This window comes from Kitasatospora sp. NPDC057198 (assembly GCF_042670125.1).
Classification (GTDB): domain Bacteria; phylum Actinomycetota; class Actinomycetes; order Streptomycetales; family Streptomycetaceae; genus Kitasatospora.
Map to the genome: position 1 here is coordinate 1 of NZ_JBHUWH010000241.1, position 11,583 is coordinate 11,583.

Sequence of the window (11,583 nt, forward strand, 5' to 3'; positions counted from 1 at the left end):
GGCTCCCAGTAGACGACTGGGTTGATAGGCCGGATATGGAAGCCCTGTGAGGGGTGGAGTTGACCGGTACTAATAGGCCGAGGGCTTGTCCTCAGTTGCTCGCGTCCACTGTGTTGTTCTGAAACAACGACCCCCACCGTCACGGGTGGGCGGTAGTTTCACCGTGTTTCGGTGGTCATAGCGTGAGGGAAACGCCCGGTTACATTCCGAACCCGGAAGCTAAGCCTCACAGCGCCGATGGTACTGCAGGGGGGACCCTGTGGGAGAGTAGGACGCCGCCGAACAATCTTTGAAGGAAAAGCCCCCCGACGGGACGTCGGGGGGCTTTTTCGCGTTCCCGGGGCCGAAATCGGAGTTCGGGGCCGGAAGGGCAGAAGGCCGACCGCGGGGGCAGGCGAAGAGGTGTGTGTTGCCGGGTGGGGCGGTGCACGGCACACTGTGGCGTCATGGTCGTGGAGCAGGGCGAGGGGGCCGGCGGCAGAGCCGGTCAGGGCGACGGCGACTTTCGGGTGTTCTACGAGGCTGCGTACGGGCAGCTGGTCGCGCACCTGTATGCGCTGACGGGTGATCTGGGCGAGGCGCAGGACGCCGCCCAAGAGGCGTTCGTCCGGGCGTGGAACCACTGGGGGCGGCTGGTGTCGCACGAGAATCCGGTGGCTTGGGTCCGGTTGACGGGGCAGCGGATCGCGATCAGTCGGTGGCGGCGGGCGCGGACGGCGTTGCAGAGCTGGATCCGGCACGGGGACGGGCAGCGGTCGCCGGTTCCGGGGCCTGGGCCGGAGACGGTGGCGTTGGTGGAGGCGTTGCGGCAGTTGCCGGAGGCACAGCGGTCGGCGTTGGTGTGGCACCACATGGGAGGGCGTTCGGTGGCGGAGATCGCCGCGGACGAAGGGGTGCCGGTGGGGACGGTGAAGGCGCGGCTGCACCGGGGGCGGCAGGCGTTGGCGGTGCTGTTGGGGGAAGAGCCTGCGGCGGTCGTCGAGGAGCCGGTGGTCGCCCCGCTGGGGCCGGTTCGGGCGGCTGCCGCGGGTGAGCGGCGGAGGGCGGGGGAGCCGCGGATGACGGGGGTCGGTAGTGCTGGAGGGGGGCCGGTGGCTGTGGAGTTGACGGGGGATCGGGTGCGGGTGGCGGAGGACTGCGGTTCTCGTGTCTAGGCCCGAACTCCCGGAGGTGGACGAGGCGGAGGACCGTCCGGCGATCGGTGCTGTCCGTCTGGAGACGATGTTCGACGGGCTGCGGCGCGATGTGGCGTTGAGGGTGCCGGTGCCGGGGAACGCGGAGGTGGTGCGGCGCGGGGCGCGGCGTCGGCAGCGGCGTCGGGCGGGCGCGATGGCCGGGGTCGGTGTGCTGGGTGCCGCGGCGCTGTGGACGGCGACGTCGGTGGCGCCGGTGCGGTCCGGGCACGAGGCGGCTGGAGTGCCGGTGGAACGGTCGGTGCTGCCGGTGCCGAAGGCGACGGTCACGTTGACGTTCGCTCCGAAGTCCCCGCTTCCGTCGTTGTCGTCGGCTCCGGCGTGGATGCTGTCGCCGTTGGGTTCGGCGGGGCCGGAGGTGCGGAAGCTGGCGCTGGAGGCGACGCGGCTGCCGAAGGTGACGGGCTGGTACGGCCCCTGGTCGTTGGTGTCGTCGGGCGGTGCGTCGGCGTCTGCGTCGGCGCACGCCTCGGGGACGGCGGGGCTGCCGGACACCGACGGGGCACCGGGCACGGCGGGGGCGTCGGGGGCGTCGGGGGCGTCGGGGGCGTCGGCGACCGCGACCGGGTCGGCCGGGGCCTCGGAGACGGCGCAGACGGCGCAGACGGCCGGTGCGCCGGGCACCGGGCCGGGCGGGGCGTTCGCAAACGGGTGCGTGCCGGGGCTGGTGGCGACGGTGGGCGCGGTGCAGGTGTGGGGGGAGGCGTACACGGACGGCACCGGCGAAGCCGACGGCACGGGCGAAGCGGACGGAGCGAGCAGGACGGGCGGTACGAGCGGGACGGGCGGGACGGGCGGTGGGGATGCGGAGACGGTGGCGTACCAGTACGTGCTGGAGTTCTCGACGCCGGCGGAGGCGGTGGCGGTGGGGGCCCGGATGCTGTCGGGTGAGGACTGCCGGGTGGCCGGGTGGACGGTGGGGGAGCGGGCCGCCGGGGTGGTGGCGTGGGGGCGGCGGCAGCCCTCGGCGGCGGCCGAGGAGGTCGCGGTGCACGTCAGCGGGTCGAGGGTGGCGGTGATGGCGGTGCACCGGGGCGGCAGCGGGGTGACGCCGGAGTCCGGGGCGTCGTACCCGTTCCGGGTGGCGGCGGCGGAGTTCCTGGCGCTGGGGGAGCCCGGCTCGACGGGGTCGTCCGCGGCGGCGTCGAAGTCGCCGGGTGCGAAACCGTAGTGGGTGGCGGGTTCGGCGGGCTCGCGGGGCGGCCGGACCCGCCGGGGGCGCGGGCGGCTCGAAAAAACTTCGGAACCCGATGCAACCCGCCTGCTTCGGGCCGCGTTGGAGTGTTGGGACCGTCGCCGTGTGGGCGGCGGTCAACGGGGGACATCGGACCGGTCGGTCGGGGCAGAACAGGGGACTGCCCCGCCCGCCCGGTCCGGTGGCGTCCCGGGGCGACAGGCCGTGGTGAGCCCGTACGGGGTTCGGGCCGGAGGGGAATGGCGTGGGGGTGGAGACCGTGAGTGTGGCGGCCGTGCCGGATTTCGAGGAACTGCGCAGGCGGGCGGCCGCGGACGGGCCGCCTCCGGCGGAGGGCATGGTGGTGTGCGAGAACCTGGTGCGCATCCACCGCTCCGAGGGTGTCGAGGTGCAGGCCCTGCAGGGGTTGGACCTGCTGGTCGAGGAGGGGGAGCTGATCGCGGTGGTCGGCGCCTCGGGTTCGGGCAAGTCGACGCTGCTGGGGATCCTCGCGGGGCTGGACGTGCCGACGGCGGGCAGCGCCCGGGTGGCCGGGCACGACCTGCTGGCGATGGGCAAGCGCGAGCGGCTGGAGTTCCGCCGGCGCACGGTCGGGTTCGTCTGGCAGCAGACGGCGCGCAACCTGCTGCCGTACCTGACGGCGGTGGAGAACGTGATGCTGCCGATGGGGTACGCGAGCGTGCCGCGGCGGGACCGGCGGCGGCTGGCGGGGGAGCTGCTGGAGCTGTTGGGGATCGGGCACCTGGCGGGCCGGCGTCCGGACGAGATGTCGGGCGGTGAGCAGCAGCGGGTGGCGATCGCGGTGGCGAACGCGAACTCCCCGGCGCTGCTGCTGGCGGACGAGCCGACGGGCGAGCTGGACAGTGCGACCAGCGAGGAGATCTTCGCGGCGCTGCGTTCGGTGAACGAGGAGCTGGGGGTGACGGTGCTGATCGTCACCCACGACCTCATGGTGGCGCAGGAAGTGCGCCGGACCGTGCGGATCCGCAACGGGCGGACCTCCACGGAGGTGTTGCGTCCCGAGCGGGGCGAGCCGGGCGTGGAGTACGCGGTGCTGGACCGGGTGGGCCGGTTGCAGCTGCCGCAGGACTTCACGGAGGCGTTGCAGCTCAGCCGTCGGGTGCGGCTGGCGTTGGAAGAGGACCACATCGGGGTGTGGCGGGCCGAGGAAGAGGTGCAGGGGTGAACGACGGCGCGATGGTGGTCGTGGAGGACGTGCACCGCACGTTCGGTGCGGGTGACCGGGCGGTGCACGCGGTGCGCGGGGTGTCGTTCACCGCGCGGGCGGGGGAGCTGACGGCGCTGCGGGGCCGGTCGGGTTCGGGCAAGACGACGCTGCTGAACCTGGTGGGCGGGCTGGACACGCCGTCCGCGGGGAAGATCAGCATCGCCGGGACGGACCTGGCGGGCCTGGACGAGGCGGGCCGGCTGGAGCTGCGGCGGGACCGGATCGGTTTCGTGTTCCAGTCGTTCGGGCTGATCTCGGTGCTGACGGCGGCGGAGAACGTCGGGGTGCCGATGCGGCTGCGCAAGGTGGCGGTGAAGGAGCGCGAGGAGCGGATCCGGACGCTGCTGGCGATGGTGGGCCTGGCAGAGCACGCGGAGCAGCGGCCGACCGAGATGTCGGGCGGCCAGCAGCAGCGGGTGGCGGTGGCGCGGGCGCTGGCGAACGAGCCGGCGCTGCTGATCGCGGACGAGCCGACCGGCCAGCTGGACTCGGACACCGGGTTGGCGATCATGCAGTTGCTGCGGGCGGTGGTGCGCAGCGAGGGCGTGACGGCGCTGGTGGCGACGCACGACCCGCAGCTGATGGAGCTCGCGGACCGGGTCCTGGAGCTGCGGGACGGCAAGATCGTCGAGTAGTCGAGTAGTCGAGTAGTCGAGTAGTCGAGCACTCGAGCACTCGGGGCGGCGGACGGGCTCGGGCGGCCGTGTGGGGTCGCCCGAGCCGTCGCCGTTCCGGGGCCGGCCGGGTCAGGGGCGGTCAGGGACGGTCAGGGCGTCCAGAGGGTGCGGACCTGCTCGGCGATCCGGTGGCCCTGGGCCCGGCCGGCTTCGGCGGAGGGGGCGCGGACGGCGCCGTCGAGCGGGTTGGGGCCGGCCGCGGCGAGGGAGTCCTCGTCGGGGGTGACGGCGAGGACCCTGCCGGTGGTCTCCAGGAGGGCCAGTTCGGCGGCGAGCGACTGGTCGGTCATCGGGGCGAGCACCAGGACGGCCTGCTGCCCGGTCATCAGGTCGGCGTTGTTGGAGCTGCGGACGCCGCCGTCCATGTAGCGGCGGCCGTCGATCTCGACGGTGGGCCAGATGCCGGGGACGGCGCAGCTGGCGGCGACCGCGTCGACCAGGGTGACGCCGCTGTGGCGGTCGAAGGTGCGGGGTTCGCCGGTCTCGGCGTCGACGGCGGTGAGGGTGAGCGGCCAGGCGGGCCAGTCGTGCCGGGGGAGGCGGCCGGCGATGACGGCGAGCCGGTCGGCGGCGGGGACGGTGTCGGCGGCGAGGGCGAGCGCGCCGATGCGGCGGCGCAGTTCGGTGTGGTCCTCGATCCGGGCGATCAGCTCGCCGATGGTTTCGAAGAGGGCGCCGAGGGCTTCGGCGGGCGGGGTGATCTCGGGGTTCTGCAGGGCCGGGTCGGTCTGCCGTCGGTAGAGCTCGGCGAGCGGGAGGCCGGAGGCGAGCTGTCCGGCGACGGCGGCGCCGGCGGAGGTGCCGAGGACGTGGTCGGCTGTGCCGGGGACGTCGATGCCGGCTTCGGCGAGGCCGTGCAGCAGGCCGGTCTCCCAGGAGATCCCGGCGAGTCCGCCGCCGCCGAGTACGAGTCCGCGCATGGTGGTTCCCCCTCGAATCGTTCGGTTCCCCGGCATTCTGGCGCACGGTTCGTCGGGGGCGTCAAGAACGTGACAGCTCTTCGCCGGAGGCCGTCTGATCAGCGGATGGTGCGGCTTCTGCCTGCGGTCTCTGAGCCCTGGCGCACACGGCCGGCGGCAGGCTGCGGAGCCACCCCGGGGCGGCCTCGGGGGCCGGCAAGACCTACGCGATGCCGGTCGGGACGCACCGCCGGGTCGACCGGGGCCGAGGTGGTGGCCGGTCTGGTGGAGACCCACGGCCGGGCCCGCACCGCCGAACTGCTGGAGGGGCTGGAGAGCGTTCCGCGCCGGACGGCGGCCCACCGGGGCGCCGAGTCCACCGGGCGGGACCTGGATGCCGGGCCGGCCCGCAGCCCGGCGTTCGTCCTGGTCGTCGACGGGCTCGCCCGCACCAGCGTCCCCGGCTTGCGCGACGCCAAGCGCTGGCAGGACGTGGGGAGCCGCCGGCGGCCGGGAGCGTGCGCCTCGACGTACCGGAGTCGCTGTCGATGGTCCGGCCGACGCCGGGCTGCTGGAGCGGGTGCCGGCCAGCCCGGTGGAGAACGCCGTCAAGCGCGGAGCGCCCGGGTCACCCGTCCTGGTGAAGGCGGATCTGCTGGAGTGCACCGGACGGGTCGAACTGCGGGTGGTCGACCGCGACCCCGGCGTCCCCGGGGAGGCCCGGCGGCGGCCCGCGGCTTCGTCGAGGCGATGGACGGCACCGTCACCGTCGGGCCGAGGACACCCCCGGCGGCGGACTGACCGCGGTGGTCTCGCCGCCCGCCGCCCCGACGTGGTCGTCCTCGGCCTGGGCCTGCCCGACGTGGACGGCGTCGGGGTGGTCCGCGGTCTGCGCGGCTGGACCAGGGGGCCGCTCATCGTACTGTCCGCCCGGCACGCCTCCGACGGGAAGGCCGAGGCGCTGGACGCCGGCGCCGACGACTGTGTCACCAAGCCGTTCGGCACGGACGAGCCGATGGACGGGCCGCCGGCCCGGATGCGGGGCGCCGTCCGCCGGGTCGAACCGGTCACCGCCGAGGGTGAGCCGGTGGCCGCCACCGACGGCTTCACCGTCGACCCGGCCGCCGAGAAGGCCGGCCGACAGGGCGCGGACGTCCGGCTCACCCCCACCGGCTGGTACCTGCCCGCAAGGAGGCCGACTACCTGCGGGTCTTCCTGGTGCAGTGCAGCTGCGCCGCAAGCCGGGAGCCGGGAGCCGGGGCCGACCCCCCGCCCCGGCACTTCACCACCGAACCGGACCGGGGCCACCGCTTCGAGCCGTGACCGAACGCCGGTGCGCGGCGGGCGGGTCCGTGACCGACCCCACGTCCGGCCCTGCCGTCCGGCACCGGCGAACCGGTACCCTTCCGGCATGAGTGGTGACAACATCGGCGACCAGCCGCAAGGCCGTTTCCGCCGCATGCTGAGCCGGTGGACCTCCTCCTCCGAGGAGCTGGAGGCCGAGGAGCTGCGGCAGGACACCGCGGAGGCGGGCTGCACCCCGATCGCCGCCTGCGGCGACCGCGAGATCGTCACCGTCGCGGGCACGCTGCGCACCGTCACGCTGCGCCCGCGCGCGGGGGTTCCCGCGCTGGAGGCCGAACTGTTCGACGGTACCGAGGCACTGGACGTGGTGTGGCTGGGCCGGCGCTCGATCGTGGGCATCGAGCCGGGCCGCCGCCTGATCGCCAGCGGCCGGATCAGCCACGCACGCGGGCGCCGCGTGCTCTTCAACCCCCGCTACGAGCTGCGTCCGGTGGGACACGGGAGCGAGACCGCGTGAGCAACGAGGCGATCAGCGTGAGCGCGCACGGCCCGCAGGGCCCGCGGGACGACGAGCAGCCGGACCCCGGGGTGTACGAGCCGGCCCAGCAGCCGGCCCAGCAGTCGGCGGAGCCCGAGCGGGACGCCTCGAAGGAGGCCGCCGAGACGGTGCTCAAGGCGTTCGGCGGCGTGCGCGGCATGGTCGACATGACGCTGCCGGGCCTGGTGTACATCGTCGCGTTCAACATCACCCACAAGGTGCCGGCCGCCGCCTGGTCGGCGCTGGCGCTGTGCGCGGTGTTCGTGGTGGTCCGGCTGGCCCGCCGGGAGACCATCCAGCACGCCTTCTCCGGCGTGTTCGGCGTGGCGATCGGCGCCTGGATCTCGATGAAGACCGGCAAGGCCGAGGACTTCTACCTGCCCGGCCTGCTGTGGAACGTCGGCTACTGCGTGGCGCTGGCGGCCTCCGCGCTGGCGCGCTGGCCGATGATCGGCGTGATGCTCGGTCCGATCACCGGCGAGATGTTCACCTGGCGCAAGCAGAACCCGGGCCGGCTGGCCGCCTACACCAAGGCCACCTGGGCCTGGGTGCTGATCATGGGCCTGAAGCCGCTGGTCCTGTTCCCGCTGTGGGCCTCCGGGCAGATCAACCTGCTGGGCTGGCTGAAGGTCGCGCTCGGCATCCCGCCGCTGCTGCTGGCGATGTACGTGACCTGGCGGATCCTGCTGACCGCGCCGCCGCCGATCAAGGCGGAGCTGGACGCGGAGGACGAGGACGAGCCGCAGAAGTGACCGAAGGGCCCCGCGCGGTGCGCGGGGCCCTTCGCCGTGCGGAGGACGCGGGATCAGCCGGCCAGCAGCGTCTCCAGCTCCTCCTCGCGCTCCTGGGCGGCGACGAACAGCAGCTCGTCGCCGGCCTCCAGGGTGTCGTTGCCGCCGGGGACCAGCACCCGCCCCTCGCGGATGATGGTGACCAGCGCGGTGTCCACCGGCCAGGCGACGTCGCCGACCCGGGTGCCGACCAGGTCGGTGTCCGCGGCCAGGGTCAGCTCGACCAGGTTGGCGTTGCCCTGGGAGAAGCGCATCAGGCGGACCAGGTCGCCGACGCTCACCGCCTCCTCGACCAGGGCCGACATCAGGCGCGGGGTGGAGACGGCGACGTCCACGCCCCAGGACTCGTTGTACAGCCACTCGTTCTTCGGGTTGTTCACCCGGGCGACCACCCGCGGCACGCCGTACTCGGTCTTGGCGAGCAGCGACACCACCAGGTTGACCTTGTCGTCGCCGGTGGCGGCGATCACCACGTGGCAGCGCTGCAGCGCCGCCTCGTCCAGCGAGGTGATCTCGCAGGCGTCGGCGAGCAGCCACTCGGCGAGCGGGACGCGTTCCACCGAGATGGAGTTCGGGTTCTTGTCGATCAGCAGGACCTCGTGGCCGTTCTCCAGGAGCTCCCCGGCGATGGAACGGCCGACGGCTCCGGCTCCGGCGATGGCGACGCGCATCAGTGACCAGCCTCCTCGGGGTCCTTCGCGAACGCCGCCTCGACCGCGGTCAGTTCGTTGCGGCGCAGCATCACGTGCACCAGGTCGCCCTCCTGGACCACCATCTGCGGGGTGGGCAGCGTGCCCTCGCCGACCCGGGTGACGAACGCCACCCGGACGCCGGCGGCCTCCTCCAGTTCGGCGAGCCGGTGGCCGATCCAGGCCGGGGCGAACGCGACCTCGGCGAGCTGCACGGAGCCCGACGGGTCCTGCCAGAGCGGCTCGGCGCCGCTGGGCAGCAGCCGGCGCAGCATCTGGTCGGCGGTCCAGCGGACGGTGGCGACGGTCGGGATGCCCAGGCGCTGGTAGACCTCGGCGCGGCGCGGGTCGTAGATGCGGGCCGCGACGTGCTCGACGCCGAAGTTCTCGCGGGCCACCCGGGCCGCGATGATGTTCGAGTTGTCACCGCTGGAGACGGCGGCGAAGGCGCCCGCCTCCTCGATGCCGGCTTCCTTCAGGGTGTCCTGGTCGAAGCCCACGCCGGTGACCCGACGGCCGTTGAAGCCCGCGCCGAGCCGGCGGAAGGCGGTCGGGTCCTGGTCGATGACCGCGACCGAATGGCCTTGTTTCTCGAGCGTTCTGGCGAGGGCGGAGCCTACGCGTCCGCAGCCCATGATGACGATGTGCACGCGCCTACCTCACCCGGTCCGTTGGGGTCATGACCTGCGTAAACACCGCTCATCGTCCTTCCGTGCCCCCGATTTCGGGGGCCAGTAGTCGGCCGCGCCTGTGATCCGACGCGAGGGGCAACTCGGTGTTGCCCGCTATTCCTTCTGCCGACACGCTAGCCGGTCCGCCGAACACAGTCTCGACCAAGGTGGCCCCGCGAGGCATCCGGTGCCACCGGGAGCCCTTACGATCCCTTGTTGTGCCTATGCCTGCTGACCTACCGAAACGCATCCTGATCGGGCGTGCGCTGCGCAGCGACAAGCTGGGGGAGACGCTCCTCCCCAAGCGGATCGCGCTGCCGGTGTTCGCCTCGGACGCGCTCTCCTCCGTCGCGTACGCGCCCGAGGAGATCCTGTTGACGCTGTCGCTGGCCGGTGCCTCGGCCATCCACTTCTCGTGGCAGATCGGCGTCGTGGTCGCCATCGTGATGCTCGCGGTGGTCGCCTCCTACCGGCAGAACGTGCACGCCTACCCCAGCGGAGGCGGTGACTACGAGGTCGCCACCGTCAACCACGGGCCGAACTCCGGCCTGGTGGTGGCGAGCGCGCTCATGGTCGACTACATCCTCACCGTGGCGGTGTCGACCACCTCCGGCGTGGCCAACGTGGTCTCGGCGGTGCCCGCGCTGCGCGGGCACGAGATGGCGCTGTCGGTGTTCCTGGTCATCCTGCTGATGGGCATGAACCTGCGCGGCGTGCGCGAGTCCGGCACGGCGTTCGCCGTCCCGACGTACGCGTTCATGGTCGGCGTGATGGGCATGGTGGTGTACGGCCTGGTCCGGCACTTCGGGTTCGGGGCCGCGCTGCCCGCGGAGAGCGCCTCGTACCACCTGGCGGCGACGCCCGGGAACGGCTCGCTGGCCGGGTTCGCGCTGGTGTTCCTGCTGCTGAAGGCGTTCTCCTCGGGCTGTGCCGCGCTGACCGGTGTCGAGGCGATCTCCAACGGCGTGCCCGCGTTCCGCAAGCCGAAGAGCAAGAACGCGGCCACCACGCTGCTGATGATGGCCTCCATCGCCGTGACGATGTTCATGGGCATCATCTACCTGGCCCACCTGACCGGCACGCAGATGGCCGAGAACCCGGCCGAGCAGCTGGTCGGCGCGCCCGCGGACTACCACCAGAAGACCGTGCTGGCGCAGATCTCCGAGGCGGTGTTCTCCAACTTCACGCCCGGCTTCTACTTCGTCGCCGCCACCACCGGCCTGATCCTGGTGCTGGCCGCGAACACCGCGTTCAACGGCTTCCCGGTGCTCGGCTCGATCCTCGCCCAGGACCGCTACCTGCCCCGGCAGCTGCACACCCGCGGCGACCGGCTCGCCTTCTCCAACGGCATCGTGCTGCTGGCCGGCGCGGCGATCCTGTTCATCGTGGCGTTCGGCGCCGACCCGAACCGGCTGATCCAGCTGTACATCGTCGGCGTCTTCGTGGCCTTCAACATGAGCCAGTCCGGCATGATCCGGCACTGGACCAGGCTGCTGCGCACCGAGACCGACCCGAAGAAGCGCGCCCACATGCAGCGCAGCCGGGCGATCAACACCTTCGGCCTGGTGATGACCATGGCCGTGCTGATCGTGGTGCTCGCCACCAAGATCGGCCACGCCTGGATCGCCATCGCCCTGATGGTCGTCCTGTTCGTCGTGATGAAGGCCATCCGCCGGCACTACGACCGGGTCAGCGCCGAGCTCAAGGCCGCCGAGGAGCCCGACGACGCCGCCCCGCCGACCCGGGTGCACGCCATCGTGCTGGTCTCCAAGATCCACAAGCCCGCGCTGCGCGCCCTCGCGTACGCCCGCCTGGCCCGCGCCCAGACCCTGGAGGCCGTCACCGTCAACGTCGACCCGGTGGACACCGCGGCGCTGCGCCAGGACTGGGAGGAGCGCGGCCTGGACGTGCCGCTGAAGGTCCTCGACTCGCCCTACCGCGAGGTCACCGGGCCGGTGCTGGAGTACGTCAAGAACCTGCGCCGCTCCAGCCCGCGCGACGTGGTCGCGGTCTACATCCCCGAGTACGTGGTCGGCCACTGGTACGAGCACCTGCTGCACAACCAGAGCGCGCTGCGGCTCAAGGGACGCCTGCTGTTCAAGCCCGGCGTGATGGTGACCTCCGTACCCTGGCAGTTGGAGTCCTCGGAGCGGCGCAAGGCGCCCAAGGCGTGGTCCGCGCCCGGCGCGGTGCGCCGCGGCGAGCCGCGGCGGCGTCCGACGGCGGGCGGGCCGGGCGATCCGGCCGGGTCCGCGGGCCGGACCGGCGGACCGGACGCCGGCCGGGCCGACGGGTCGGGCGGCGGGTCGGACGCCGCGCCGCGCGACTGAGCGCCCGCGCTGCCCCCTCCGGTCTCCGGATGGCCTTCAATGGGCCCGTGGCGGATCGTTCCCGGTC

11 protein-coding genes, 2 rRNA genes and 1 pseudogene are annotated in these 11,583 nt (G+C 73.0%); 11 read left to right on the plus strand and 3 right to left on the minus strand.

What is annotated here, in order from left to right:
* The 6 genes from ACFUEL_RS24505 to ACFUEL_RS24530 all read left to right on the plus strand — a co-directional run.
* A 23S ribosomal RNA gene (locus ACFUEL_RS24505) occupies window positions 1–93 on the plus strand; the annotation flags it as partial.
* 74 nt (window positions 94–167) lie between these two features.
* A 5S ribosomal RNA gene (gene rrf, locus ACFUEL_RS24510) occupies window positions 168–284 on the plus strand.
* Window positions 285–452: 168 nt separating this feature from the next.
* Entirely contained in the window at window positions 453–1,154 is a 702-nt protein-coding gene (locus ACFUEL_RS24515; protein WP_380238905.1) for a SigE family RNA polymerase sigma factor, read from the plus strand.
* Complete coding sequence (locus ACFUEL_RS24520; RefSeq protein WP_380238906.1) at window positions 1,147–2,364, plus strand: hypothetical protein; 1,218 nt, start codon at window positions 1,147–1,149, stop codon at window positions 2,362–2,364. The genes ACFUEL_RS24515 and ACFUEL_RS24520 overlap by 8 nt, the downstream gene beginning before the upstream one ends.
* A gap of 289 nt (window positions 2,365–2,653) precedes the next feature.
* Window positions 2,654–3,574: an ABC transporter ATP-binding protein gene (locus ACFUEL_RS24525; protein WP_380238913.1), complete on the plus strand. Its 921-nt coding sequence runs from the start codon at window positions 2,654–2,656 to the stop codon at window positions 3,572–3,574.
* An 11-nt stretch (window positions 3,575–3,585) separates the two neighbouring features.
* Window positions 3,586–4,251, plus strand: coding sequence for an ABC transporter ATP-binding protein (locus ACFUEL_RS24530; RefSeq protein WP_380238914.1), 666 nt, complete (start codon window positions 3,586–3,588; stop codon window positions 4,249–4,251).
* A 131-nt stretch (window positions 4,252–4,382) separates the two neighbouring features.
* Here ACFUEL_RS24530 and ACFUEL_RS24535 read toward each other — a convergent pair whose 3' ends face one another.
* Entirely contained in the window at window positions 4,383–5,213 is an 831-nt protein-coding gene (locus tag ACFUEL_RS24535; RefSeq protein ID WP_380238907.1) for a patatin-like phospholipase family protein, read from the minus strand.
* Between the two features lie 105 nt (window positions 5,214–5,318).
* Here ACFUEL_RS24535 and ACFUEL_RS24540 point away from each other — a divergent pair, with 105 nt between their 5' ends.
* From ACFUEL_RS24540 to ACFUEL_RS24555, 4 genes and pseudogenes are all read left to right on the plus strand, one after another.
* Entirely contained in the window at window positions 5,319–5,993 is a 675-nt protein-coding gene (locus tag ACFUEL_RS24540; RefSeq protein ID WP_380238908.1) for a hypothetical protein, read from the plus strand.
* A 13-nt stretch (window positions 5,994–6,006) separates the two neighbouring features.
* Window positions 6,007–6,515 (plus strand): annotated as a pseudogene (locus ACFUEL_RS24545) (response regulator); the annotation flags it as partial.
* A gap of 88 nt (window positions 6,516–6,603) precedes the next feature.
* Window positions 6,604–7,014: an OB-fold nucleic acid binding domain-containing protein gene (locus ACFUEL_RS24550; RefSeq protein ID WP_380238909.1), complete on the plus strand. Its 411-nt coding sequence runs from the start codon at window positions 6,604–6,606 to the stop codon at window positions 7,012–7,014.
* Entirely contained in the window at window positions 7,011–7,787 is a 777-nt protein-coding gene (locus ACFUEL_RS24555) for a DUF3159 domain-containing protein (RefSeq protein ID WP_380238910.1), read from the plus strand. Before ACFUEL_RS24550 ends, ACFUEL_RS24555 begins: the two co-directional genes overlap by 4 nt.
* A gap of 53 nt (window positions 7,788–7,840) precedes the next feature.
* Here the strand turns inward: ACFUEL_RS24555 and ACFUEL_RS24560 are convergent, their stop codons facing one another.
* Together ACFUEL_RS24560 and ACFUEL_RS24565 are read right to left on the minus strand one after the other, a co-directional pair.
* The gene (locus ACFUEL_RS24560) at window positions 7,841–8,497 is read right to left on the minus strand and encodes a TrkA family potassium uptake protein (protein WP_099899265.1); all 657 of its coding nucleotides are present in this window, start codon (window positions 8,495–8,497) and stop codon (window positions 7,841–7,843) included.
* Window positions 8,497–9,165 carry a potassium channel family protein gene (locus tag ACFUEL_RS24565; protein ID WP_380238911.1) on the minus strand — a complete coding sequence of 223 codons (669 nt, stop codon included), beginning with the start codon at window positions 9,163–9,165 and terminating at the stop codon, window positions 8,497–8,499. Before ACFUEL_RS24565 ends, ACFUEL_RS24560 begins: the two co-directional genes overlap by 1 nt.
* A gap of 245 nt (window positions 9,166–9,410) precedes the next feature.
* Between ACFUEL_RS24565 and ACFUEL_RS24570 the strand changes: the two genes are divergently transcribed.
* Entirely contained in the window at window positions 9,411–11,516 is a 2,106-nt protein-coding gene (locus tag ACFUEL_RS24570; RefSeq protein WP_380238912.1) for an APC family permease, read from the plus strand.
* Window positions 11,517–11,583: the final 67 nt, after the last annotated feature.

Coding starts and splice junctions, on each gene's coding strand:
- ACFUEL_RS24560 (WP_099899265.1), bottom strand. CDS start 8,497: ATGCGCGTCGCCATCGCCGGAGCCGGAGCCGTCGGCCGTTCCATCGCC.
- ACFUEL_RS24550 (WP_380238909.1), top strand. CDS start 6,604: ATGAGTGGTGACAACATCGGCGACCAGCCGCAAGGCCGTTTCCGCCGC.
- ACFUEL_RS24540 (WP_380238908.1), top strand. CDS start 5,319: ATGGTGCGGCTTCTGCCTGCGGTCTCTGAGCCCTGGCGCACACGGCCG.
- ACFUEL_RS24535 (WP_380238907.1), bottom strand. CDS start 5,213: ATGCGCGGACTCGTACTCGGCGGCGGCGGACTCGCCGGGATCTCCTGG.
- ACFUEL_RS24570 (WP_380238912.1), top strand. CDS start 9,411: ATGCCTGCTGACCTACCGAAACGCATCCTGATCGGGCGTGCGCTGCGC.
- ACFUEL_RS24530 (WP_380238914.1), top strand. CDS start 3,586: ATGGTGGTCGTGGAGGACGTGCACCGCACGTTCGGTGCGGGTGACCGG.